General features: G+C 72.9%; 24 protein-coding genes. 21 read left to right on the top strand and 3 right to left on the bottom strand.

The annotated features are described in order from the left end of the window. Positions 1 to 11: 11 nt before the first annotated feature. The 8 genes from ihfB to ACLIBK_RS04660 all read left to right on the top strand — a co-directional run bounded on the left by ihfB (position 12) and on the right by ACLIBK_RS04660 (position 5,967). Positions 12 to 329, top strand: a complete 318-nt coding sequence (ihfB, locus tag ACLIBK_RS04625; protein ID WP_415386053.1) for an integration host factor subunit beta — start codon at positions 12 to 14, stop codon at positions 327 to 329. A gap of 67 nt (positions 330 to 396) precedes the next feature. Continuing rightward, positions 397 to 750: a LapA family protein gene (locus ACLIBK_RS04630; protein WP_415386054.1), complete on the top strand. Its 354-nt coding sequence runs from the start codon at positions 397 to 399 to the stop codon at positions 748 to 750. A gap of 100 nt (positions 751 to 850) precedes the next feature. Then, the gene (pyrF, locus tag ACLIBK_RS04635; protein WP_415386055.1) at positions 851 to 1,573 is read left to right on the top strand and encodes an orotidine-5'-phosphate decarboxylase; all 723 of its coding nucleotides are present in this window, start codon (positions 851 to 853) and stop codon (positions 1,571 to 1,573) included. Positions 1,574 to 1,583: 10 nt separating this feature from the next. Further along, positions 1,584 to 2,237: a phosphoribosylanthranilate isomerase gene (locus ACLIBK_RS04640; protein ID WP_415386056.1), complete on the top strand. Its 654-nt coding sequence runs from the start codon at positions 1,584 to 1,586 to the stop codon at positions 2,235 to 2,237. A gap of 109 nt (positions 2,238 to 2,346) precedes the next feature. Beyond that, on the top strand, positions 2,347 to 3,237 hold the full coding sequence (locus ACLIBK_RS04645) for an EamA family transporter (protein WP_415386057.1): 891 nt from the start codon (positions 2,347 to 2,349) through the stop codon (positions 3,235 to 3,237). A gap of 198 nt (positions 3,238 to 3,435) precedes the next feature. Beyond that, positions 3,436 to 4,653 carry a tryptophan synthase subunit beta gene (gene trpB, locus ACLIBK_RS04650; protein WP_415386058.1) on the top strand — a complete coding sequence of 406 codons (1,218 nt, stop codon included), beginning with the start codon at positions 3,436 to 3,438 and terminating at the stop codon, positions 4,651 to 4,653. After that, on the top strand, positions 4,650 to 5,483 hold the full coding sequence (trpA, locus tag ACLIBK_RS04655; protein WP_415386059.1) for a tryptophan synthase subunit alpha: 834 nt from the start codon (positions 4,650 to 4,652) through the stop codon (positions 5,481 to 5,483). Before trpB ends, trpA begins: the two co-directional genes overlap by 4 nt. 313 nt (positions 5,484 to 5,796) lie before the next feature. Next, entirely contained in the window at positions 5,797 to 5,967 is a 171-nt protein-coding gene (locus ACLIBK_RS04660) for a hypothetical protein (protein WP_415386060.1), read from the top strand. Between the two features lie 85 nt (positions 5,968 to 6,052). Here ACLIBK_RS04660 and ACLIBK_RS04665 read toward each other — a convergent pair whose 3' ends face one another. Then, positions 6,053 to 6,382 carry a chaperone modulator CbpM gene (locus ACLIBK_RS04665; protein WP_415386061.1) on the bottom strand — a complete coding sequence of 110 codons (330 nt, stop codon included), beginning with the start codon at positions 6,380 to 6,382 and terminating at the stop codon, positions 6,053 to 6,055. Further along, positions 6,379 to 7,350 carry a DnaJ C-terminal domain-containing protein gene (locus tag ACLIBK_RS04670; protein ID WP_415386062.1) on the bottom strand — a complete coding sequence of 324 codons (972 nt, stop codon included), beginning with the start codon at positions 7,348 to 7,350 and terminating at the stop codon, positions 6,379 to 6,381. Before ACLIBK_RS04670 ends, ACLIBK_RS04665 begins: the two co-directional genes overlap by 4 nt. A 422-nt stretch (positions 7,351 to 7,772) precedes the next feature. Here ACLIBK_RS04670 and accD point away from each other — a divergent pair, with 422 nt between their 5' ends. From accD to ACLIBK_RS04685, 3 genes are all read left to right on the top strand, one after another. Further along, the gene (accD, locus tag ACLIBK_RS04675; protein WP_415386063.1) at positions 7,773 to 8,708 is read left to right on the top strand and encodes an acetyl-CoA carboxylase, carboxyltransferase subunit beta; all 936 of its coding nucleotides are present in this window, start codon (positions 7,773 to 7,775) and stop codon (positions 8,706 to 8,708) included. Between the two features lie 98 nt (positions 8,709 to 8,806). After that, on the top strand, positions 8,807 to 10,120 hold the full coding sequence (locus ACLIBK_RS04680) for a bifunctional folylpolyglutamate synthase/dihydrofolate synthase (protein WP_415386247.1): 1,314 nt from the start codon (positions 8,807 to 8,809) through the stop codon (positions 10,118 to 10,120). Between the two features lie 130 nt (positions 10,121 to 10,250). Beyond that, positions 10,251 to 12,434: a DUF4214 domain-containing protein gene (locus ACLIBK_RS04685; RefSeq protein ID WP_415386064.1), complete on the top strand. Its 2,184-nt coding sequence runs from the start codon at positions 10,251 to 10,253 to the stop codon at positions 12,432 to 12,434. Positions 12,435 to 12,519: 85 nt separating this feature from the next. On the opposite strand, the gene trxA is transcribed toward ACLIBK_RS04685, so the two are convergent. Then, the gene (gene trxA / locus ACLIBK_RS04690) at positions 12,520 to 12,852 is read right to left on the bottom strand and encodes a thioredoxin TrxA (RefSeq protein WP_415386065.1); all 333 of its coding nucleotides are present in this window, start codon (positions 12,850 to 12,852) and stop codon (positions 12,520 to 12,522) included. Between the two features lie 295 nt (positions 12,853 to 13,147). Between trxA and ACLIBK_RS04695 the strand changes: the two genes are divergently transcribed. The 10 genes from ACLIBK_RS04695 (at position 13,148) to ACLIBK_RS04740 (ending at position 22,289) form a co-directional block, all read left to right on the top strand. Further along, positions 13,148 to 13,504 carry an ArsR/SmtB family transcription factor gene (locus tag ACLIBK_RS04695; protein ID WP_415386066.1) on the top strand — a complete coding sequence of 119 codons (357 nt, stop codon included), beginning with the start codon at positions 13,148 to 13,150 and terminating at the stop codon, positions 13,502 to 13,504. 208 nt (positions 13,505 to 13,712) lie between these two features. Beyond that, positions 13,713 to 14,636 (top strand): cytochrome c oxidase subunit II, encoded by a 924-nt coding sequence (gene coxB / locus ACLIBK_RS04700; RefSeq protein ID WP_415386067.1) that lies wholly within the window; start codon positions 13,713 to 13,715, stop codon positions 14,634 to 14,636. A 14-nt stretch (positions 14,637 to 14,650) separates the two neighbouring features. Further along, the gene (gene ctaD / locus ACLIBK_RS04705; protein WP_415386068.1) at positions 14,651 to 16,237 is read left to right on the top strand and encodes a cytochrome c oxidase subunit I; all 1,587 of its coding nucleotides are present in this window, start codon (positions 14,651 to 14,653) and stop codon (positions 16,235 to 16,237) included. 10 nt (positions 16,238 to 16,247) lie between these two features. Continuing rightward, entirely contained in the window at positions 16,248 to 17,198 is a 951-nt protein-coding gene (locus ACLIBK_RS04710) for a heme o synthase (RefSeq protein WP_415386069.1), read from the top strand. A 17-nt stretch (positions 17,199 to 17,215) separates the two neighbouring features. Continuing rightward, the gene (locus ACLIBK_RS04715; protein ID WP_415386070.1) at positions 17,216 to 17,356 is read left to right on the top strand and encodes a hypothetical protein; all 141 of its coding nucleotides are present in this window, start codon (positions 17,216 to 17,218) and stop codon (positions 17,354 to 17,356) included. 76 nt (positions 17,357 to 17,432) lie between these two features. Then, positions 17,433 to 18,053 carry a cytochrome c oxidase assembly protein gene (locus tag ACLIBK_RS04720; protein WP_415386071.1) on the top strand — a complete coding sequence of 207 codons (621 nt, stop codon included), beginning with the start codon at positions 17,433 to 17,435 and terminating at the stop codon, positions 18,051 to 18,053. Between the two features lie 208 nt (positions 18,054 to 18,261). Beyond that, positions 18,262 to 19,131 carry a cytochrome c oxidase subunit 3 gene (locus tag ACLIBK_RS04725; RefSeq protein ID WP_415386072.1) on the top strand — a complete coding sequence of 290 codons (870 nt, stop codon included), beginning with the start codon at positions 18,262 to 18,264 and terminating at the stop codon, positions 19,129 to 19,131. Positions 19,132 to 19,245: 114 nt separating this feature from the next. Beyond that, positions 19,246 to 20,217, top strand: a complete 972-nt coding sequence (locus tag ACLIBK_RS04730; protein WP_415386073.1) for an SURF1 family protein — start codon at positions 19,246 to 19,248, stop codon at positions 20,215 to 20,217. Continuing rightward, on the top strand, positions 20,214 to 21,707 hold the full coding sequence (locus ACLIBK_RS04735; RefSeq protein WP_415386074.1) for a carboxypeptidase M32: 1,494 nt from the start codon (positions 20,214 to 20,216) through the stop codon (positions 21,705 to 21,707). Before ACLIBK_RS04730 ends, ACLIBK_RS04735 begins: the two co-directional genes overlap by 4 nt. Positions 21,708 to 21,935: 228 nt before the next feature. Then, positions 21,936 to 22,289, top strand: coding sequence for a hypothetical protein (locus tag ACLIBK_RS04740; RefSeq protein ID WP_415386075.1), 354 nt, complete (start codon positions 21,936 to 21,938; stop codon positions 22,287 to 22,289). Positions 22,290 to 22,463: the final 174 nt, after the last annotated feature.

The raw sequence follows: 22,463 nt of genomic DNA on the forward strand, positions 1-22,463 counted from the left end.
CGGGATACGGGATGACCAGGTCGGAGCTGATCGCCTCGTTGGCCCAGGCCAATCCGCACCTGCGCCAGCCCGATATCGAGCTGATCGTGGCCACGATCTTCGAGGAAATCTCCGCCGCCCTGTCGCGCGGCGACCGGGTGGAGCTGCGCGGCTTCGGCGCCTTCACCGCCAAGCAGCGCGACCCCCGCACCGGCCGCAACCCCCGCACCGGCGAATCGGTGGCGGTGTCGGGCAAGGCCGTGCCGTATTTCAAGCCGGGCAAGGAACTGCGCGAGCGGGTCAATGGCGGCCCGCTGCAGCTGCGGGGCAAGCCCGCCGCCGCCGACTGAGCATCGACCGGGTCCCGGCTTGCGCCGCGGCCCGCGTATTTCAAGGCCCATTTCGAGGATCGTGGTGATGTGGCGTTGGGTGCTGATCGCGCCGCTGCTGGTGGTGCTGGTGATCTTCGCGCTGTCCAACACGCAGCCGGTGGATGTGGGCTTCTGGCCGTTCGACCTGACCTGGCAGACGCCGCTCTCGGTGGCGGTGCTGTCGGTGTCGGCGCTGGCCTTCCTGGTCGGCGCCGTCGTGGCCTGGGCCAGCGGCATGCCGCAGCGCCGCCGGGCGCGCGACCTGTCCAACGCGTCCCGCCTGCTGCAGGCGGAGGTGGAGCAGCTGCGCGCGGAGGCCGCCAAGCCGGTGCCGGGCAGCGCGGCCACCGCCGCGCCCGCCACCACGCGGCGCCCCGCCACGGCGCTGCCGGCGCCCTGAGGCGCCCCGGGCCGTGCCGCGCGCATCCTGTTCTGCCCGGCCCGCGAGGCGCCGGCGGCAGGCGCCTGAACGCCTTGTGCCGAATCCGGGTGCCTGACCCATGCCGCTGATCCGGCGCCCGCAATCCGGGCGGCAGCAGATCATCGCCGCGATCGACACGGCCGACCCGGCGCGGGCCGCGGCGCTGTGCCGGGCGCTGGCGCCGGAGGTCGGGCTGCTCAAGATCGGGCTGGAGCTGTTCGTCGCCGCCGGGCCGGCGGCGGTGCGGGACGCCGCGGCGCGGGCCCCGGTGTTCCTAGACCTGAAGTTCCACGACATCCCCAACACCGTGGCCGGGGCGGTGCGCTCGGCGGCCGCCCTCGGCCCGGCCATGCTGACGATCCACGCCGCCGGCGGCGCGCCCATGGTGCAGGCGGCCCGCCGCGCCGCGGAGGAAGCGGGCGGCGCGGACCGCCCCGCCATCCTGGCGGTCACCGTGCTGACCAGCCTGGACGCCGCCACCCTGGCCGCCACCGGCGTGGCCGGCGGCCCGGCGCAACAGGTGCTGCGCCTCGCGCGCGTGGCGCTGGAGAACGGGGCGGACGGGCTGGTGTGCTCGCCGCAGGAAGTGTCCCGGCTGCGCGACGCCTTCGGCGACGAGCCGATGCTGGTGGTGCCGGGCATCCGCCCCGCCGGCTCCCCCGCCGGCGACCAGGCCCGCACCGCCACCCCCGCCGAGGCGCTGGCCGCCGGCGCCGACTGGCTGGTGCTCGGCCGGCCGCTGACCGGTGCGGCCGACCCCGCCGCCGCCGCCCGCGCGGTGGCGGCGGAACTGCCGCGCTGAGCCCGGTGCCGTGACCGAGGTCAAGATCTGCGGCCTCAACGACGCCGCCGGGCTGGAGGCCGCCTGGCGCGCCGGGGCGGATTACGTGGGGTTCGTGTTTATTCCCGCCTCGCCCCGCGCCGTGACGCCCGCGGCGGCGGCCGCCCTGTCCGCCGCCCTGCCGTCCCGCGCGGCGGGGGGGCCGTCCCGCGTCGGCCTGTTCCTGGACCCCGCCGATGCCGAGGTGGCGGCCGTGCTCGCCGCGCTGCCGCTGGATTTCCTGCAGCTGCACGGCGAGGAGACGCCCGAACGCTGCGCCGCCCTGCGCGCCCGCTTCGGCATCCCCGTGATGAAGGCGCTCGGGGTCGCCACCGCCGCCGACCTGCTGCTGCTGGAAGCCTATGCCCCCGCGGTGGACCGCTTCCTGCTGGACGCCAAGCCGCCGCCCGGCGCCGCCCTGCCCGGCGGCAATGCCCTGCGCTTCGACTGGGCGCTGCTCGCCGGCCACGCCGTGCCGCGCCCCTGGCTGCTGGCCGGCGGGCTGACCCCCGACAACGTGGCGGAGGCGCTGGGCCGGTCCGGCGCGCCGGGGGTGGACGTGTCCTCGGGCGTCGAGCGCGCGCGGGGGGTCAAGGACCCCGGCCGCATCGCCGCCTTCGTGGCGGCGGCGCGGCGCCCGGCCTGAGCGTGCCCCGCCCCGGCGGCCCGGGCAGGCCGTGCTCCCGCCACCCGGGCAGGCCGTGTCTCCGCCATCCGGGCGGGCCGCGTCCCAGCGGCGCGGCGGCGCGCCGGTGATGCGGCCCGCGCATATCGGCCTCGCCCTGCTGGTGGCGGCGATCTGGGGCTTCAACTTCGTGGTGATCCATCTCGGGCTGGGCAGCATGCCGGCGCTGCTGCTGGCCGCGCTGCGCTTCGTGGTGGCCGCCCTGCCGGTGGTGCTGCTGCCCCGCCCGGCCGTGTCCTGGCCGCGGCTGGTCGCGATCGGGCTGTTCCTGTTCGTGGGGCAGTTCGCGCTGCTGTTCACCGGCATGGCGCAGGGCATGCCGCCGGGTCTGGCTTCCGTGACGCTGCAGGCCCAGGGCTTCCTGACCGCGCTGCTGGCGGCCGCGGTGCTGCGCGAGAGGCCCGGCCCGCGCCAGATCGCCGGCATCGCGGTGGCCTTTGCCGGGCTGGGGGTGATCGCGCTTTCGGTCGGGGAGGGCGGCGTGACCCCGTTGGGCTTCGGCCTCAGCCTGGGGGCGGCGGCGAGCTGGGCGGTGGGCAACGTCCTGCTGCGCGGCGCCGGTCGGGTGGACATGCTGGCGCTGATGGTCTGGCTCAGCCTGGTGCCGCCGCTGCCGCTGCTGTGTCTGTCCCTCTGGCTCGACGGTCCGGCCGCCCTGGGCGCGGCCCTGGCGGGGATCAGCTGGGTCGGGGCGGGCGCCGTGCTCTACCTCGCGGTGCTGGCGACGCTGGTGGGCTTCGGCCTCTGGGGGCAGCTGCTGAAGCTCTACCCCGCTTCCACCGTGGCGCCGTTTTCCCTGCTGGTGCCGATCTTCGGCACCCTGTCCGCCGCCCTGGTGCTGGGCGAGCGCTTCGGCCCCCTGCGCCTGCTGGGCATGGCGCTGATCCTGCTCGGCCTCGCGGTCACCGTGCTGCCCTGGCCGCGCAGGCTGCGCCCCCGCCCGGCCGCGCCGCGGCCCTGACCACTGGCCCCGGCCCGAACACCCGGGCGCAACCGATCAACGCGGCACCCGAAGCCATGCCCCAGCCGCCGGGCGCCACCGGAGCCCAGCGGGGCGCGGATGGCGGGCGGCAGGGTATGTGGGGCGCGGGCGTTGCGCGGCCCTACCCGTAGGGCGCGACAGGGCTTATCTGCGGGGACGACTGGGGAATGCCGCACCGTGAACGAGATCCTGCCCAACAGCCTGCGCAGCGGCCCTGACGGCCGCGGCCGTTTCGGCGACTTCGGCGGCCGCTTCGTGGCCGAAACGCTGATGCCCAACATCCTGGAGGTCGAGCAGGCCTACGAGGCGGCGCGGCAGGACCCGGCCTTCGAGCAGGAATGGCGGCTGCTGCTGAAGGACTACGTGGGCCGGCCCTCGCCGCTGTGGTTCGCCGAGCGGCTGACGAAGCACCTCGGCGGCGCCCGCGTCTACTTCAAGCGCGAGGAGCTGAACCACACCGGAGCGCACAAGATCAACGCGGTGCTGGGGCAGATCCTGCTGGCCCGCCGGATGGGCAAGACCCGCATCATCGCGGAAACCGGCGCCGGGCAGCACGGCGTGGCCACCGCCACCGCCTGCGCGCTGTTCGACCTGCCCTGCACCGTGTTCATGGGCGCCACCGACGTGGAGCGGCAGCGGCCCAACGTGTTCCGCATGAAGCTGCTCGGCGCCGAGGTGAACGCCGTGACCTCCGGCGCGGCGACGCTGAAGGACGCGATGAACGAGGCCCTGCGCTACTGGGTCGCCAATGTCGAGGACACCTACTACTGCATCGGCACGGTGGCCGGGCCGCACCCCTATCCGGCCATGGTGCGCGACTTCCAGAGCGTGATCGGCGACGAGACGCGCGAGCAGATCATGGCCGCCGAAGGGCGCCTGCCGGATGCCGTGGTCTGCGCGGTGGGCGGCGGTTCCTCCGCCATGGGCATCTTCCACCCCTTCCTGGACGACCCGGAGGTGGCGCTGATCGGCGTCGAGGCCGCGGGGCGGGGGATCGAGAGCGGCGAGCACGCGGCGGCGATCAACGGCGGCCGCCCCGGCGTGCTGCACGGCAACAAGACCTACCTGCTGCAGGACAACCACGGCCAGATCACCGAGGCGCACTCGATCTCCGCCGGGCTGGACTATCCCGGCATCGGCCCGGAACATTCCTGGCTGCACGAGATCGGCCGCGTCCAGTATGTCGGCGCCACCGATGACGAGGCGCTGTCCGCCTTTCAGCTGTGCTGCAAGCTGGAAGGCATTATCCCCGCGTTGGAGTCCGCCCACGGCCTGGCCGAGATCATCAAGCGCGCGCCCACCATGGGCGCGGACAAGATCATCGTGCTGAACCTGTCGGGGCGCGGCGACAAGGACATCTTCACCGTGGCCCACCACCTCGGGGCCGAGCTGTGAGTGGCCGTATCGCCGCCCGCTTCGCGGCCCTGCGCGCCGAAGGGCGCGGCGGGCTGATCCCCTTCATGACGGCCTACGACCCCGACCCCGCCACCTCCATGGCGATGCTGCGCGGCATGCCGGGGGCGGGGGCGGACCTGATCGAGATCGGCGTGCCCTTCACCGACCCCGCCGCCGACGGGCCCACCGTGCAGCGCGCCGGGCAGCGGGCGCTCAAGGCCGGGGGCAGCCTGGCCGGGGCGCTCGCCATGGTGCGCGACTTCCGCCGCGACGACGACGAAACGCCGGTGGTGCTGATGGGCTACCTGAACCCCATCCTGGCCTACGGCACGGAGCGCTTCTGCGCCGACGCGTCCGCGTCCGGCGTGGACGGGCTGATCGTGGTGGACATGCCGCCGGAGGAATCCGACGAACTGACGCCCTACAGCACCCCCTGCGGGCTGGACCTGATCCGGCTGGTGGCCCCCACCACCGACGACGCGCGGCTGCCGCTGGTGCTGGATGGGGCGGGGGGCTTCGTTTACCACGTCGCCATCACCGGCATCACCGGCACCCGCTCGGGCGCCGCGGAGGACCTGGCGCAGGCCATCCCGCGCGTGCGGGCGCATACCGGGTTGCCGATCGCCATCGGCTTCGGCATCCGCACCCCCGAGCAGGCGGCGCAGGCCGTGCGGGTGGCCGATGCCGCCGTGGTGGGCTCCGCCCTGATCGACACGCTGGCGCAGTCGCTGGACGCCGAGGGCCGCGCCCGCCCCGACACCGTCCGCCGCGTGCTGGACGAGGTGCGCGCCCTGTCCGAAGCGGTGCGCGAGGCCCGCATGGCGGGCTGAGCCCCGCGCCCCCGGCCTGGGCGCCAGCCGCGGCGTCGGGCGGCTGTTGCCCACGCACCGGCGCGCCGGCCTCGAGGATGGGGAGCCGCCAGCCAGAACCGGCGGCCGGCTCGGGGCGCGGTGTCGCCGGGAAGGGGGCTGTGGCCCCGCGGCAACCCGTGCGGGACGGATCATCCGGGGGCTGCAACCTTCGACGGCCAGCGAACGTCTCGGTTACAGGACCGATACACGGCCTGCCGCCCACGCCGCTCGGGGTGGGAGACCGGCGCGCCGCGGAGCGGTCCGTCAGGCATTGCCGTGAGGAGACGCTGAGATGACCCTGATCCTGATCATCATCGTCCTGTTCCTGCTGTTTGGCGGCGGCGGCTATTACGGCTACCGCTCCGGCTATTACGGCGGCGGCGGCTTCGGCGGGCTGCTCGGCCTGCTGGTGATCATCCTGGTGCTGTTTCTGCTCTTCGGCGGCTCCTACCGGGGCTTCTAGCGCCCGGCCCCGCCGGCCCGCGCGCGTCCCGGCGTGCGCGGGCTTCCCCCGCGGCCAGCCACCCCGCGCAGGCCGTTCCGCAGCCTCAGCCCGCGCGGCCGGCCAGCCGTTCCAGCAGCCCGCGCGCCGTGTCCTCCGGCCCCGCCTGTTCCAGCAGCTCGCGCATCCGGCGCATCTGCCGCCGCGTTTCGTGCAGCTGGTCCAGCAACGACAGCACCACCGGCACGGCGCTCTCGCCCACCTCCAGCTCGTCGCGCAGCTCCACGATCAGCTGCACGCGCGCCACGTCGATCTCGCGGAACACGGGCTGCCCGTTCTGCCGCTCCGGGCGCACCCAGTCCTCGGCGATCCAGCGCTGCAGCGCCGCCTCGTCCAGCCCGCGGACGCGGCCCAGGACAGCCCCGACCGTGATCATCCCTCGCCTCCGTTCTTCCACAGGTCGCGCCGCGGGTCCGCCGGGTGTTTCGGCACCCAGTCGCGCAGGAACTCCTCCAGCGCCGGGTCCACCGGGCCCCGCACCAGCGTCAGCGTCACGAACAGGTCGCCCGCCGGCTGGCCGCCGCCTTCCGCCACGCCGCGGCCGCGCAGCCGCAGCTGCGTGCCGGCGTCGGCGCCCCTGGGCACGTTCAGCGCCACCTCGCCGCGCGGGGTCGGCACCGTCACCTTGGCGCCCAGCACCGCCTCGGCCAGCGTCACCGGCACGTCCAGCAGCAGGTTGCGGCCGTCCCGCCGGAAGAAGGGGTGCGGGGCCACCGCGACCTCGATCAGCGCGTCGCCCTCCGGGCCGCCATTCGCCCCCGGCCCGCCCTTGCCGCGCAGGCGCAGCACCTGGCCGTCCTCCAGCCCCGGCGGGATGCGGACGTCCAGCGACTGCCCGCCCGGCAAGGTCAGGCGCTGCGTGGCGCCGTTCACCGCGTCCAGAAAGGGCACTTCCAGCCGGTACTGCGCGTCGCGCCCCCGCCGCGGCCGGGTGCCACCGCCGGCCCCGCCGCCGCCCTGGCGGAAGAAGCCGCCGAACAACTCGTCCAGCTCTTCCGGGTCCAGGTCGCCCATCGGTCCGCCCGCCGTGCCGCCGGCCCAGCCGCCGCCGCGCCGGTAGGCACGGCCCTGCGAGCCTTCCGCGAAATCCCGGTAGAAATTGCGCTCCGGCCGTTCCTGGCCGGAAGCGTCGATCTCGCCGCGGTCGAAGCGGGCGCGCTTCTCGGGGTCGGAGAGCAGGTCATGCGCCGTGCTGGCCGCCTTGAAGCGCTCCTCCGCCGCCGCATCGCCGGGGTTCAGGTCGGGGTGGTTCTTCTTGGCGAGGGCCCGGTACGCCTTGCGGATCTCCTCCGCGCTGGCGGTACGGCTCACGCCCAGGGTCTGATAGGGATCGTCGTTCGCCATGCCGTGCGCATCAACGCGCGAGCCGGGCGAAAGGTCCAGGGGTGACGCGCGTCGCTCGCGGCAAAGCGCGCTCGGGGGCGTGGTGCCCGGTGGCCCGTGGGAGGCTCTGCCTCCCACACCCTCCGCCGGGGAGGTACGACCTCCCCGGACCCCGCGATGAGTTATGCCCTGGCTGGACACGGTGTCTCTGCGCGCGCGTAGCCGCCGCGCAGAGACACCGTGTCCAGCCAGGGCACCAAAAACACCTCGTAGGTCCAGGAGGCCGTTGCTTCCTGGCGGGGGTGCAGGGGGCAGGGCCCCCTGCGGGCCTCCCGGCACCACGCCCGCCGAAGCCCCTTGCGCCGCGGTGGGGGACGCGCCTACCTCCCGCCCTCCGGCGCGGCGGGGCGGTTCCCGTTCGGGCGGCCGTGTGGTGGGGCGTGATGAACTGGATTTCCGACTGGGCGCTGCCGAAGATTCAGACGCTGTTCGGCGCCAAGCGGGACGTGCCGGAGAACCTCTGGACGAAGTGCCCGGCCTGCGAGCAGATGATCTTCCACCGTGACCTGGAACGCGGGCTGCACGTTTGCCCGCATTGCGGCCACCACCTGCGGATCGGCGCCATCAAGCGGCTGGACTACACGCTGGATGCCGGCTGGCAGCGCATCGAGCTGCCCCGCGCCCCCGCCGACCCGCTGCGCTTCCGCGACCAGCGCCGCTACGCCGACCGGCTGAGGGACGCGCAGACCAAGATCGGCATGGACGACGCGGTGGCCGTGGCACACGGCGCCATCGAGGGCCGCCGCGCCGTGGTGGCCGCCTTCGAATTCGCCTTCATGGCCGGCTCCATGGGCGCCGGGGTGGGCGAGGCGCTGGTCACCGCCGCCCGGCTGGCGGTGCTGCAGGACGCGCCGCTGATCGTCTTCACCGCCTCCGGCGGGGCGCGGATGCAGGAAGGCGCCGTCAGCCTGATGCAGATGCCGCGCACGGTGATCGCGACGCGCATGGTGAAGGAGGCCGGGCTGCCCTTCTTCGTGGTGCTCTGCGACCCCACCACCGGCGGCGTCACGGCGTCCTTCGCCATGCTGGGCGACGTGCAGATCGCCGAGCCCGGGGCGCTGATCGGCTTCGCCGGCGCCCGCGTGATCGAGCAGACCGTGCGCGAAACCCTGCCCGAGGGCTTCCAGCGTGCGGAATACCTGCTGGAACACGGCATCCTCGACATGGTGGTGCCGCGCGGCGAGATGAAGGCGACCCTGGCGCGGCTGATCTCCCTGCTGCGCGAGCCCAGCCTGGCGCCGGCGGAGGGGGACCTGGCACCGGCCCTGGCGGAGGTCGCCATCCTGCCGCCCACGGAGCCCGCGCAGCCCGGCGCCTGAGAGCGCGCGCGGAGCGCCGCCGCGTGGCCCTGTCCCCGCCCGCACCGCCCGGCACCGCGGCCGCGCCCAACCTGGCTGCGCCCGACCCGGCGGCGGCCATGCCCTTCGCCCTCGGCTCCGGCCGGTCGGAGGCGATCATCGACCGGCTGCACGGCCTGCACCCCAAGCTGATCGACCTCAGCCTGGGGCGGCTGCAGCGCTGCCTCGCCGCCCTGGGCCACCCCGAGCAGCGGCTGCCGCCGGTGGTCCACGTTGCCGGCACCAACGGCAAGGGCAGCACCTGCGCCTTCCTGCGCGCTGCCGGCGAGGCGGCGGGGCTGCGCGTGCACGTTTATACCTCCCCCCACCTGGTCCGCTTCCACGAGCGCATCCGCCTCGCCGGCCGGCTGGTGGATGAGCCGGTGCTGGCCGCGACGCTGGAGGAGGTGGAGGCCGCCAATGCCGGCCTGCCCATCACCGTGTTCGAGATCACCACCGCCGCCGCGATCCTGCTGTTTTCCCGCGTTCCGGCGGAGCTGCTGGTGCTGGAGGTCGGGCTGGGCGGGGCCTTCGACGCCACCAACGTGGTGGACCGCCCGGCCGCCTGCGCCATCGCCTCCGTCTCCATGGACCACATGGATTTCCTGGGCGACACGCTGGGGGCCATCGCGACGGAGAAGGCCGGCATCGCCAAGCCCGGCGTCCCCCTGGTGACCGGCTTCCAGCCGCCCGAGGCCCTGGCGGCGATCGAGCGCGTGGCGGCGGCCCGGGGTGCCCCCCTGCTGCGGCGCGGCCGCGACTGGAGCCTGGACGCCCGCCCCGAAGGGTTGCGCTACGCCGATGCGCGCGGGGCGCTGGACCTGCCGTTGCCGGCGCTGCCCGGCCCGCACCAGGCGGAGAATGCGGCGCTGGCGGTGGCGGCGCTGCGGGCCTGGAACCCGCCCTGGCTGGACGCCGCCGTCCTGTCGGAGGGCCTGCGCACCGCCACCTGGCCGGCGCGGCTGCAGCGGCTGGGCGGCCCCTTGGCGGCGACCCTGCCGCCGGGCTGGGAGCTCTGGCTGGATGGTGGCCACAATGCCGGGGCCGGGGAGGCGATCGCCGCCCAGCTCGACCGCTGGCGGGCGGAGGACCCCGCGCGGCCCGTGCACCTCGCGGTGGGGATGAAGGCGTCCAAGGCGGCCGCCGACTTCCTGCGGCCGATCCTGCCGCGCGCCGCCTCGCTCTGGGCGGTGGCGGAGCCGGGGCAGCACCTGGCGATGACCCCGGAGCAGATCGTGGCGGCGTCGGGTGGGACGGCGCGGATCGGCCCGCGGGTGGCGGATGCGCTGGGCGTTCTGGCTGCGGCCGGCGGCCCGCCGGCGCGGGTGCTGGTGTGCGGCAGCCTTTATCTGGCGGGGGAGGTGCTCAAGCTCACGGGGGCGGCGCCGGACTGAGGCGGAGGCGCTGCGGCAGCGGGGCACCGGGACTGTTGCGAATTTTTAACAAATATCAACCCTTGCGGCGTTGTCCCGGTTCAGCATCGATGCTGCAGTCGGTGTTAAACCGTAACGGTGGGGCCTTCGCATGGCGGTATTCAACGGCTTGCCCTCGGGCGACAGCTTCAACGGCCGCGGCGGCTTCAACGACCAGTACAACGGCAATGGCGGCTTCGACACCCTGTCCTATGCCGGCCTCGCCGGCACGATCAGCCTGACCTATGCCAGCTACGACAGCCCCGGCGCCGGCAACACGGTGGTGAAGAGCGGCGGGCTGGGCACCGACACGATCGCTTCCATCGAGCGGGTGATCGGCAGCGCCGGCAGCGACACCTTGGCCGTGACCTTCGCCAGCAGTTCGGCCAGCGTCTACCTCGATGGCGGCGGCGGGGCCGACACCATCCGGGGCAACAGCCTGTCCAACGTCTACGCCGACTACTTCAGCAGCAGCACGGGCGTGGCCGCGGACCTCGCGGCCGGCACCGCGACCGTGGGCGGCGTCACCGACACCCTGAACAACATCCGCGCGGTGCGGGGCGGGTCGGGCAACGACACGCTGCTGGGCGACAACAACAACAACCGTTTCCAGCCTGTCACCGGCACCGACACGGTGGATGGGCGGGGCGGCTTCGACACCCTGGTCACCGGCAACAACGCTGCCATCACCGTTGTGCTCAGCGCGGTGGGCCAGGGCACGGTGACCACCGCGGGCCTCAACGCGACGACGAATTTCGTCAACCTGGAGGAGGTGGTCGGCAACCTCGCCAATGACAGCTTCACGGGATCGGCCGGCGACGACTGGTTCGCCCCCGGGGGCGGCAGCAACCTGGCCAATGGCGGGGCCGGGTTCGACTTCCTCGACTACAGCTGGTTCTTCACCAACGGGGTGCAGGTGCGATCGGGCGTGGTCGGCAGCCTGGCCACCGGCAGCGTGAGCAACCTTTACGGCGGCACCGACAGCTTCACCGGCTTCGAGGGATTGCAGGGCAGCGACGGGGCCGACGACCTCGCCGGCGCCGATCTCGGGCCGAACCAGCGCGCCATGCTGCGCGGCGGCGAGGGCAACGACGTGCTGCGCGGCGCCCCCACGGGCTGGACCGCGGCCGACTACAGCGCCAGCGCCCTTTCCGCCGCCGTCACCGTCAACCTCGCCGCCGGCACCGCCGCGGACGGGCAGGGCGGCACCGACACGCTGGTGGGGATCAACGCCGCCCGCGGGTCCCGCTTCAACGACAGCCTGACCGGCAACGATGTGGCGAACTGGCTCACCGGCGGCGCGGGCAACGACACCCTGCGCGGGGCCGGCGGCAATGACCGCCTGGCGGGCGACGAGGGCAACGACCTGCTGGACGGCGGCGCGGGCACGGACTGGGTGGACGTGCAGTCGGCCGGCCGCCGCGGCAGCAGCTTCGCGCTGCAGGGCAATGGCGACGTGACGCAGACCCGCGGTGCCCAGGTGGACACCTTCCGGGGCGTGGAAACCGCCGTGTTCGCTGATGGCCGGATGGTGTTCGACGCCGCCGACCCGGCGGCGCAGGTGGTGCGGCTGTACAACGCCGCCCTGGCGCGCGGCCCGGAACAGGCCGGGCTGAACTTCTACATCGACGCCCTGCAGCACGGCCGCCCGCTGGCGGAGATCGCCGCCGGCTTCAACGGCAGCCCGGAGTTCCAGGCCCGCTACGGAGCCAACCTGTCGCTGGATGCCTATCTCGGCCAACTCTACCAGAACGTCCTCGGCCGCGGGGCCAGCGAGGCCGAGCTGCAATACTACCGCGACCGCGCTGCGGCCGGCGACAGCCGGGAAACCTTTCTGGCCAATTTCTCGGAAAGCCCGGAAAACCAGGCGCGCACCGCCGGGCTGGTGCAGAACGGCATCTGGGACGTGTCGGAAAGCGCGGCCCAGGTGGCGCGCCTCTACGACACCATGTTCGGCCGGCTGCCCGACCTGGCCGGGCTGCGCTTCTACAAGGACCAGCTCGACGCCGGCACGGCGACCCTCCAGGGCGTCGTGCAGAGCTTCACCGGCAGCCCGGAATTCCAGGCCCTCTACGGCACCAACCCAGGCAGCACCGAGTTCGTGCAGCTGCTTTACCGCAACAGCCTGGACCGCGGCGCCAGCCAGGACGAGATCAACTACTACGTCCCCAAGCTCGACAGCGGCGTGCTGAGCCGGGCCGACGTGGTGGTCGGCTTTTCCGAGAGCCCGGAACACCAGACCATCACCGCCCCCGACATCACCAGCGAGACCACCTTCGGCATCGCCTTCGTCTGAAGCCGCCCCGGCCGGGGCGGGCATCGCCGCCCGGGCCGGGAGGCGGGGGAGGGCGCCTCCGGCGCCGTCCCCCTTGGCCGGGGGATCAGGCGCCCAGGGCGCCGTTCAGCCAGTCCCGCAGCTGCCCCTTGGGCATGGCGCCGACGCGGGTGTCCACCGGCTTGCCGTCCTTGAACAGGATCATGGTGGGGATGCCGCGCACCGCGTAGTCGTTGGGCACGGTGGGGTTCTCGTCGATGTTCACCTTGGCGACGGTCAGCTTGCCGGCATAGTCGCGGGCCACCTCGTCGAGCAGGGGGGCCACCATGCGGCAGGGGCCGCACCATTCCGCCCAGAAGTCCACCAGCACGGGGCCGGAGGCTTCCAGCACGTCCGAGCGGAAGCTGTCGTCGCTCACCGCCTTGGTCAGTTCGCTCATGACAGGTTGTGTCTCCATGAAAGTCGCTGCCGGAAGAGGTCGTGATGCGCCCGGTCCGGATCAAGGCGACCCCGCCCCGGCCGCTTCCCGCGCCCGGCGCGTGCCTGCCGCGCGGCCGCTATTCTAGGGCGTGGGCTCGCGGCCACCTCTCCGGAGGGTGGCTGCTCCCCGGCGGGCGGTGTCCCCCGCCCGCCGCCACTCCCCCCCCAGCGATTCGCCCCCGCCACGCCGCTTCCCACCCCGCGCGGCACCCCGCCGCTTGCGCCCCGGCGCGGGGCGGCGGAAGCTGGCCCCCATGCGCAGCACTCGCGGCCGGATCGCCGAGGACCAGGTGGTGGAACTCGCCGAAACCTTCCGGCTGATGAGCGACCCGACGCGGCTGCGCATCATCCTGGCCTGCCTGGACGCCCCCGCCGCGGTGGGGGAGATGGCGGACCGGCTGGGCATCTCCGCCAGCCTGGTGTCGCACCACCTGCGCCTGCTGCGCGCCGCCCGGCTGCTGCAGCCCGACCGCCGCGGCCGGCAGGTCTTCTACGGGGTGGGCGACCCGCATGTGCGCTCCATGCTGACGGACATGACCGACCACGTGGCCGAGGCGGATCCCGAGGCCGAGCCGGACGCCGCGGAGCTCGCCGCGCCGGTGCGGGCGTGACGGGCCCGGGCCGGCGCCGCGGGGAGTATTCACGGGGTGGTGGCGGACCAGACTTCTTCGCCGCGCGGCTTGTGCGGCGCGGCACCGCGTGATTAATCCCCGCTTCGGGCCCGGGCGGGCCGGTTCGGCGCGTGCCGGCCGGTTGCGGCGGCGCGGGCCGGGCGCGGGGCCGGCGGCTCTTGAAGAGCGGCCGGCAGTGATACATCCGATGACGAGAGATTCGGGGCGGGGCATGCGGCGGATATTCGCGACGGCACTGGCGCTGGCAGGGGGGCTGCTGATGGCCCCCATGGCGCTTCTTGGCACGGCCCTGGCGCAGGATCCGGCGGCGGCGGGCAACGGGCAGACCTTTGCGCCCATCCCCTGGGGCACCGGGCTGCAGCCCGCGGGCGGCGTGGTCAAGGAACGCATCCACGACTTCAACGACCTCGTGCTCTGGATCATCGTGGTCATCACCATCTTCGTGGGCCTGCTGCTGGCCTACGTGGTGTGGCGCTACCGCGCCTCGGTGAGCCAGAACCCGTCGCGCACCAGCCACCACACCTACCTGGAAATCGCCTGGACGGTGCTGCCGGTGCTGATCCTGCTGGTGATCGCCATCCCCTCCTTCCGGCTAATCTACTACGAGGACCGGGCGCGCGACGCCGACATCACCGTGGGCGTGCAGGGCCGGCAGTGGTACTGGCACTACGCCTATCCCGACAACGGCAACTTCGAGTTCGACAGCTACCCCGTCGCCGAGGCCGACCTGAAGCCGGGCCAGCTGCGCAACCTGGCAGTGGACAACCCCCTGGTGGTGCCGGTGGGCGCGACCGTGCGGGTGCTGACCACCGGCCACGACGTGATCCATTCCTTCTTCGTGCCCTCGCTGGGCGTGCAGAAGTACACGATCCCCGGCCGTGCCCAGGAAACCTGGTTCCGCGCCGACCACGAAGGCACCTTCTACGGCCAGTGCAACCAGATCTGCGGCACCAACCACTGGTTCATGCCCATCGCGGTGCAGGCCGTGCCGCGCGCCCAGTTCGACGCCTGGGTGGCGCAGGCCCGCACCCGCTTCGCTGAAGGCCAGGGCCCCGGCTGGGCCGGCCCGACCAACACGACCGTCGCGGAGAACCGCCCAGCCGGGCGGTGAGGAACGAGAGCACCATGGCGACCCTCGACCACGCCCATGACCACCACGACCACAAGCCCGGCTTCGTGGCGCGGTGGCTGTTCAGCACCAATCACAAGGATATCGGCACCCTCTACATCATCTTCGCGCTGGCGGCCGCCATCGTCGGCGTCGGCCTGTCGCTGGTGATGCGGATGGAGCTGATGTCGCCCGGCCTGCAGTATTTCGCGGACGGGCAGATGTGGAACGTGGCCGTCACCGCCCACGGCGTGGTGATGGTGTTCTACGTCATCATGCCCGCGCTGATCGGCGGCTTCGGCAACTGGTTCGTGCCGATCATGATCGGCGCGCCCGACATGGCCTTTCCGCGGCTGAACAACATCTCCTTCTGGCTGCTGGTGCCGGCGCTGATCCTGACCATCGCCTCGCTCTTCGTGGGCGGCGCGGGCACGGGCTGGACGCTGTACCCGCCGCTGTCGGACAGCCAGTACCAAGCCAGCCCCGGCGTCGACATGGCGCTGTTCGGCCTGCACCTCGCCGGCGCCTCCTCCATCCTCGGCGCGGCCAACTTCATCACCACCATCTTCAACATGCGCGCCCCCGGCATGACGCTGCACAAGATGCCGCTGTTTGTCTGGGGGATGCTGGTCACCGCCTTCCTGCTGCTGCTGAGCGTGCCCGTGCTGGGCGGCGCGATCACCATGCTGATCACCGACCGCAACTTCGGCACGGCCTTCTTCAAGCCCGAGGGCGGCGGCGACCCGGTGCTGTTCCAGCACCTGTTCTGGTTCTTCGGCCACCCCGAAGTCTACATCATGATCCTGCCGGGCTTCGGCATCATCTCCCACGTGCTGTCCACCTTCTCCCGCAAGCCGATCTTCGGCTATCTCGGGATGGCCTACGCCATGGTGGCCATCGGCGTGGTGGGCTTCGTGGTCTGGGCGCACCACATGTTCACCTCCGGCATCTCGGTGGACACGCGGGCCTACTTCATGGCGGCGACCATGGTCATCGCCGTGCCCACGGGCATCAAGGTCTTCTCCTGGATCGCCACCATGTGGGGCGGCTCGGTGCAGCTGAAGACGCCGATGCTCTTCGCGATCGGCTTCGTGTTCCTGTTCACCGTGGGCGGCGTCACCGGCGTGAAGCTGGCCAATGCCGGCGTCGACGTGATTCTGCACAACACCTACTACGTGGTGGCGCACTTCCACTACGTGCTGTCGCTCGGCGCCGTCTTCTCGATCTTCGCCGGCTTCTACTACTGGATCGGCAAGATGAGCGGCCGGCAGTACCCGGAAAAGTGGGGCCAGATCCACTTCTGGATGACCTTCGTCGGCGTGAACCTGACCTTCTTCCCCATGCACTTCCTGGGCGCCCAGGGCATGCCGCGCCGCTACCCCGACTACCCCGACGCCTTCGCGGGGTGGAACATGGTGGCCTCGCTCGGCGCCTATATCTCGGTCGCCTCCTTCGTGGTGTTCTTCTGGGTGCTGTTCCTGACCTTCCGCCGGGGCGAGGTGGCTGCCGCCAACCCCTGGGGCGAGGGCGCGACGACGCTGGAATGGCAGGTGAGCAGCCCGCCGCCCTTCCACACCTTCGAAGAGCTGCCGCGCATCAGCTGATGAGGCTTCGATGAGCCAGAGTGCCATCGGCGAGGGGGGGGCTTCGGCCCCCCTCGACGCTTCCGCCACCGACCTGAGCGAGGTCCGCGACTGGCTCGCCCTGCTCAAGCCGCGAGTGATGACCCTGGTGGTCTTCACCGGGCTGATCGGGATGATCCTGGCTCCCGGCCACCTGCACCCCGTGCTGGGCGCCACCGCGGTGCTGTGCATCGCCGTGGCGGCCGGCGCCGCGGGCGCCATCAACATGTGGTACGACCGCGACATCGACGCGGTGATGAAGCGCACTGCCCGCCGCCCGATCCCGGCCGGGCGCATCCGCGCCGGCTCCGCCCTGGCCTTCGGCGTGGTGCTCTCGGTCGCCTCGGTCGGCGTGATGGGGCTGGCCACCAACTGGCACGCCGCCGGCTGGCTGGCGGCCTCCATCGGCTTCTACGTCTTCGTCTACACCATGTGGCTGAAGCGCCGGACGCCGCAGAACATCGTGATCGGCGGCGCGGCGGGGGCCTTTCCGCCGGTGATCGGCTGGGCCGCGGTGACCGGCGGGGTGGAGGTGCTGCCCCTGCTGCTCTTCGCCATCGTCTTCGCCTGGACGCCGCCGCATTTCTGGTCGCTCTCGCTCTGGGCGCATGCCGACTACCAGCGCGCCGGCGTGCCGATGCTGCCGGTGGTGGCGGGCGCGCGGGAAACCCGGCGGCAGATCCTGATCTACACGGTGCTGCTGTTCCCGCTGGCCCTGGCGCCCTGGTTCCTCGGTCTCGCCGGCCCGATCTACGGCGCTGCCGCTGCGGTGATGGGCGCGGGCTTCCTGTGGCACGCCGTCCGCGTGCTGCGGGAGCCGCAGGATGCCGCCGGCCGCAGCCTCGGCAACGACGCCGCCGCCCGCGCCGCCTTCCGCTTCTCGCTGCTGCACCTGGCCGTGCTCTTCGCCGCCCTGGCGGTGGATCACCTGGTGCTGGGCTGAGCGGGAGAGCACACGCGATGGACGTCCTGTCCCCCGACGAGCAGGCCGCGCTGGAACGGCGCCGGCGGGCCCGCAACTGGGCCCTGCTGCTGGCGCTTCTGGCCCTGGTGGGGCTGTTCTACCTCGTGGCCATCACCCGCATGGGGCAGACCGCGTGACGGATGGCGCCGCGATTCCCGCCGGCGGGATCCCCAACCTTTCAGGGCGCCCCCGCGGCGCCGTGAGGTGACGCGCATGGACAAGACCACGCTCGCGCGGCGCAACCGCCGACTCGGCCTCATCTCCCTGGGTGTGGTGGGCACCATGCTCGGCGTGTCCTTTGCCGCCGTGCCGCTCTACGCCGTGTTCTGCCAGGTCACCGGCTACAACGGCACGCCGCAGATCGGCGGCGCCGCGGCGCCCGGCGCCACCTCCGATCGCAGCATCACCATCCGCTTCGACGCCCAGACCCATCCCGGCCTGCCCTGGCGCTTCCAGGCCGACCAGCCCAACGTCCGCATCAGGCTGGGCGACGAGGGACTCGCCTTCTACCGGGCCGAGAACCTGGCGGGCACGGCCGTGCAGGGCATTGCCACCTACAACGTGACCCCCGACGTGGTGGGGCCGTATTTTCACAAGACCCACTGCTTCTGCTTCGACGCCCAGACGCTGGAGCCCGGGCAGACCGCCGACATGCCCGTGACCTTCTGGGTGGACCCGGCCATCGCCACCAACCCCGAAACCCGCGACATCCGCACCATCACGCTGAGCTACACCTTTTTCCGCACCCTGGCGGATGCCGAGCGCGCGGGCGCCCTGGCCAGTGCCGGGCCGCATGTCGGCCGGCTCGGCACGGTGCCGCCGGGCACGCCGTGAGGCGTGACGCCACTGGGCATGCCATGAGGCATGACGCCGCCGGGTGCGCCGTGACGCGGGAGGCCCCGGTGACGCCCTGCGCGAAAGGGCGGCGCGCGGCGGGCGGGTGAAACGCCCCCGTGACTTGAAACGCCCCGCGCTTTGCGGGATGGATGAACCACCAAGGGCTGCGGCGCCACGCCGCGGCCACGCCTGATCAGGACGCGCGATGGCCAGCCTCAACACCACGGCCGGGAACGTGGGGACGGATATCCCCGACGCCCCCGCCCCGCACCAGCATCCCTACCACCTCGTGGATCCGTCGCCCTGGCCGTTGCTGATGGCCTTCGCGGCGGGGACGATGCTGCTGGGCATCATCCTCTACGCCCATTACGGCAACCACTGGGTCGGCCCGCTCGGGCTGGTCTGCGTGCTGGGACTGATGTTCCTGTGGTGGCGCGACGTGGTGCGCGAATCCCGCACCCCCGGCGTCCACACCCCCATCGTGCGCATCGGCCTGCGCTACGGCATGGCGCTGTTCATCGCCTCCGAGGTGATGTTCTTCGTGGCCTTCTTCTGGGCCTATTTCCATTTCGCCCTGTATCCCGACCACGTGTCGGGCGAGGCGCTGCCCAAGGTCTGGCCGCCGCACGGCGTGCTGACCTTCGACCCGTTCAACCTGCCCTTCCTGAACACCATGATCCTGCTGCTGTCGGGCTGCACGGTGACCTGGGCGCACCACGCGCTGCTGGAGAATGACCGCCGCGGCCTGCTGACGGGCCTGGGGCTGACGGTGCTGCTGGGGATCTGCTTCTCCTTCTTCCAGTTCTACGAATATTCGGAAGCGCCCTTCGCCTTCACCGGCGGCATCTATCCCTCGACCTTCTTCCTGGCGACGGGGTTCCACGGCTTCCACGTCATCGTCGGCACCATCTTCCTGGCGGTGTGCTGGTTCCGCGCCCGCGCCGGCCAGTTCACCCCGACCCGCCATTTCGGCTTCGAGGCGGCGGCCTGGTACTGGCACTTCGTGGACGTGGTGTGGCTGTTCCTCTTCGTGTGCATCTACCTCTTCGGTGCCGGAGAGATTGCGCATCACTGAGCGCGCCCCGGCGGTGCGGCACCCGTCCCTTCCGGGACAGCGCCGCACCGTTTGCCCCGGACCGACCGGCGGAGCTCCCATCCCCCGCCGGCCGCCCGGCCCCCACTGCCCCGCGTGACCGACGCCACCGTGCCAGCCGCCCGCTGGCGCCGCCTCCTGCTGCCGCTGCTCGCGGCCCTGCCCGTGCTGGCGATCCTGTGCTGGCTGGGCAACTGGCAGGTCCAGCGCATGCACTGGAAGCACGCGCTGCTGGCCCAGATCGCCGCCGCCGAGGCCAACCCCCCGATCCCCCTGCGCGACCCCGCGACGCCCTTCACCAAGGTCCGCGTGTCCGGCCGCTTCCTGCATGACCGCGAGGTGCTGCTGGGTGCCGAGGTGCGCGGCCCCGCCCTGGGCGCACGCCTCGTCACCCCCTTGCAGCGGGAAGACGGGCGCATCCTGCTGGTGGACCGCGGCTGGGTGCCGATCCAGCGCGACCGCCCGGTGTCCCGCCCCGAAGGCGTGGTGGAGGTGACGGGCTGGGTCCGCCCGGCCGACGAGCGCAGCAGCGTCAGCGCCGCGGACGACCCGGCCGGCCGCCGCTTCTTCACCTTCGACCCGCCCGCCATCGCCGCCGCGCTGCAACTGCCGGCGCCCGAACCCTACGCGCTGGTGGCCCTGGCCCCCGCCGCGACGCCCGCGGCCGCCACCCCGCCGCGCCCGGCCGTCGCGGGCACCACCGGTGCCGGGGCGCCGGCCCCGGTGGTTGCCGGGAGCACGGGTCCGGCCCCCGGCACGGCGGCCCCCGCCGGTACCCCGGCCCCTGGCGCGGCGACCTCGGCCCCCAACGCGGCTGCGCCCGATGCCGCCGCTGGGCCCCCGGCCGCGCCCGGCAGCGTGACCACGGCGCCCCTGGCCCCCGGCGGCCTCGGCGCCCCCCGCCGCGCCCCGGCCGCCGTGCCGGCCGAACTGCCCGAACCCGCCACCGAATTGCCGCGGCCCACCGATCCGCATCTCGGCTACGCCATCACCTGGTACGGGCTGGCCCTGTCGCTGGTGGGCGTCTTCGCCGCCTTTGCCCGGCGCCGGCTCAAGGACCCCGCATGAACCACGCCCCCGCCGCCTACCGCCGCCTCAAGGCGCGCTTCCACCGCATCGCCGCCCTGGGCGAGGCCGCCGCCATCCTGCACTGGGACGCCGCCGCGGTGATGCCGGAAGGCGGCGCGGCGTCGCGCGGCGAGCAGTTGGCGGTGCTGGCCGGCCTGTCGCACGGCCTGATGACCGAGCCCGGCATGGCCGAGGACCTGGCGACGGCGGGCGCCGAGGGGCCCTGGGATGAGGCCAACCTCCAGCTGATGCGCCGCACCCACCGGCGCTCCGCCGCCCTGCCGGCCGACCTGGTGGAAGCCACTTCCCGCGCCAATTCCGCCTGCGAGGCGATGTGGCGCAAGGCCCGCCCGGCCAGCGATTTCGACCTGGTGCGCCCGCTGCTGGAGGAGGTGGTCCGGCTGCAGCGCGAAACCGCCGCCGCCCTGGCCGACGCCACCGGCCTTTCCCCCTACGACGCGCTGATGGACGGCTTCCAGCGCGGCATCGGCGCCGCCGACGTGGAGCCGATCTTCGCCGCCTACGAGGGCTTCCTGCGCGACGCCCTGCCGCGGGCCGAGGAGATCCAGGCGCGCCGCCCCGCCCCGCAGGAACCCGAGGGTCCCTTTCCGGTGGAGATCCAGCGCGCCCTGTGCCGCCGCATGAGCGAGCGGGTCGGGCTGGATTATTCCCACGCCCGGCTGGACGAGAGCGCGCATCCCTTCAGCGGCGGCACCCCCGCCGACACCCGCATCACCACCCGCTACGAGCCCGACAGCTTCGCCCCCGCCCTGCTGGGCGTGCTGCACGAGACCGGCCACGCCCTGTACGAGCGCGGCCTGCCCGAGAGCTGGGCCCGCCAGCCCGTGGGCGAGGCCGCCGGCATGGCCGCCCACGAGTCGCAGTCCCTGATCATCGAGATGCAGGCCAGCCGTTCCGACCCCTTCCTGCGCTGGCTGGGCCCGGAGCTGCACGCCAGCTTCGGTGGCGACGCGGCCGCCTACGCGCCGGCCAATCTCGGCCGGTTGTGGCGCCGGGTGCGGCGCGGCTTCATTCGCGTGGACGCGGACGAGCTGACCTATCCCGCCCACATCATCCTGCGCTTCCGGCTGGAACGCGCCCTGATCGCCGGCGAGCTGCGCGTGGCCGACCTGCCCGGCGCTTGGAACGAGGGCTTCGCCGCGCTGCTGGGCATCACGCCCCCCGACGACGCGCGCGGCTGCCTGCAGGACATCCACTGGCACGACGGCGCCTTCGGCTATTTCCCGTCCTATACGCTCGGCGCCATGGCGGCCGCGCAGCTGATGCAGGCCGCCCGCGCCGCCCTGCCGGGGCTGGACGAAGCGCTGGGCCAGGGCGACTTCTCGCCCCTGGTGAACTGGCTGCGGGTATCCGTGCACGCCCATGGCGCGCGGCTCGGCTTTCAGGAGCTGATGGTGCAGGCCACCGGCCATCCCCTGGACCCCGACGCCTTCACCCGCCATCTGCAAGGACGCTACCTGCAGGACTGAGGCGTCACTGACCGCCGGTGCGGGCCTCCTCCGGCGCGCGCGGTACCCCCGGGACAGCTGCGAAGCATTTGCAAGTCCCGGGCCAGAATGGCCGTTTGTTGCCGGTCCGACCATCAGTAATACGCATGATACCGATCAGTATCTTCGGTGTTTTCCTGATGCGGGTCAGGGTCCATCTGTTTCCCCGACGCCAGGCTCCTCTGACGCCTGATCCTGAGAGACACGACCATGACCACCTCCCGCACCCTTCGCGCCCTGATGCTCGCCGCCGCCGTGGTGGCCGTGCCCGGGCTGGCGATGGCCGAGGGCGTGAACCCCGGCTTTTCCGCGCGCCCCAACCTCAATGCCTTTTCCGGTGTGACCCAGGGCCGCATGACGCCCATGGACCACAGCAACTCGGTGACCGACAGCGGCAACCCCTTCGCCTTCTCGACCACCCTGGCCACCACCCGCGGCTATGGCAGCCCGATGGACCACAACAACTCGGTGGCCGACAGCGGCTCGCTGAACCTGCGGATGGGGCGTGGCGCCCCGGCGACCACCACGGCGATGGTGGGCCCTTCCTACGGCAGCGCCCACTGAACACCGGTCGCCCCCTCCGGGGGGCATGACCCGCGGTTGAACCGCAGAAAAGGGGGCGAAAGCCCCCTTTTTCACGTCCAGCGCTCCGGCTCGTCGTCACGGGCCGACCCGGTCGCTCAGCCTGGCCGGGTCAGTTGGTCCTGGATAGCTTGGGCGTCGGCCAGGGGGCGCTGC

Source organism: Roseomonas sp. BN140053 (genome assembly GCF_047690175.1).
GTDB lineage: Bacteria > Pseudomonadota > Alphaproteobacteria > Acetobacterales > Acetobacteraceae > Roseomonas.

What these genes read in the sequence shown, in the direction of transcription:
- ihfB (WP_415386053.1), top strand. Translation starts at nt 12, where the DNA reads ATGACCAGGTCGGAGCTGATCGCCTCGTTGGCCCAGGCCAATCCGCAC.
- ACLIBK_RS04630 (WP_415386054.1), top strand. Translation starts at nt 397, where the DNA reads ATGTGGCGTTGGGTGCTGATCGCGCCGCTGCTGGTGGTGCTGGTGATC.
- pyrF (WP_415386055.1), top strand. Translation starts at nt 851, where the DNA reads ATGCCGCTGATCCGGCGCCCGCAATCCGGGCGGCAGCAGATCATCGCC.
- ACLIBK_RS04645 (WP_415386057.1), top strand. Translation starts at nt 2,347, where the DNA reads ATGCGGCCCGCGCATATCGGCCTCGCCCTGCTGGTGGCGGCGATCTGG.
- ACLIBK_RS04660 (WP_415386060.1), top strand. Translation starts at nt 5,797, where the DNA reads ATGACCCTGATCCTGATCATCATCGTCCTGTTCCTGCTGTTTGGCGGC.
- ACLIBK_RS04665 (WP_415386061.1), bottom strand. Translation starts at nt 6,382, where the DNA reads ATGATCACGGTCGGGGCTGTCCTGGGCCGCGTCCGCGGGCTGGACGAG.
- ACLIBK_RS04670 (WP_415386062.1), bottom strand. Translation starts at nt 7,350, where the DNA reads ATGGCGAACGACGATCCCTATCAGACCCTGGGCGTGAGCCGTACCGCC.
- accD (WP_415386063.1), top strand. Translation starts at nt 7,773, where the DNA reads ATGAACTGGATTTCCGACTGGGCGCTGCCGAAGATTCAGACGCTGTTC.
- ACLIBK_RS04680 (WP_415386247.1), top strand. Translation starts at nt 8,807, where the DNA reads ATGCCCTTCGCCCTCGGCTCCGGCCGGTCGGAGGCGATCATCGACCGG.
- ACLIBK_RS04685 (WP_415386064.1), top strand. Translation starts at nt 10,251, where the DNA reads ATGGCGGTATTCAACGGCTTGCCCTCGGGCGACAGCTTCAACGGCCGC.
- trxA (WP_415386065.1), bottom strand. Translation starts at nt 12,852, where the DNA reads ATGAGCGAACTGACCAAGGCGGTGAGCGACGACAGCTTCCGCTCGGAC.
- ACLIBK_RS04695 (WP_415386066.1), top strand. Translation starts at nt 13,148, where the DNA reads ATGCGCAGCACTCGCGGCCGGATCGCCGAGGACCAGGTGGTGGAACTC.
- coxB (WP_415386067.1), top strand. Translation starts at nt 13,713, where the DNA reads ATGACGAGAGATTCGGGGCGGGGCATGCGGCGGATATTCGCGACGGCA.
- ctaD (WP_415386068.1), top strand. Translation starts at nt 14,651, where the DNA reads ATGGCGACCCTCGACCACGCCCATGACCACCACGACCACAAGCCCGGC.
- ACLIBK_RS04710 (WP_415386069.1), top strand. Translation starts at nt 16,248, where the DNA reads ATGAGCCAGAGTGCCATCGGCGAGGGGGGGGCTTCGGCCCCCCTCGAC.
- ACLIBK_RS04715 (WP_415386070.1), top strand. Translation starts at nt 17,216, where the DNA reads ATGGACGTCCTGTCCCCCGACGAGCAGGCCGCGCTGGAACGGCGCCGG.
- ACLIBK_RS04720 (WP_415386071.1), top strand. Translation starts at nt 17,433, where the DNA reads ATGGACAAGACCACGCTCGCGCGGCGCAACCGCCGACTCGGCCTCATC.
- ACLIBK_RS04725 (WP_415386072.1), top strand. Translation starts at nt 18,262, where the DNA reads ATGGCCAGCCTCAACACCACGGCCGGGAACGTGGGGACGGATATCCCC.
- ACLIBK_RS04735 (WP_415386074.1), top strand. Translation starts at nt 20,214, where the DNA reads ATGAACCACGCCCCCGCCGCCTACCGCCGCCTCAAGGCGCGCTTCCAC.
- ACLIBK_RS04740 (WP_415386075.1), top strand. Translation starts at nt 21,936, where the DNA reads ATGACCACCTCCCGCACCCTTCGCGCCCTGATGCTCGCCGCCGCCGTG.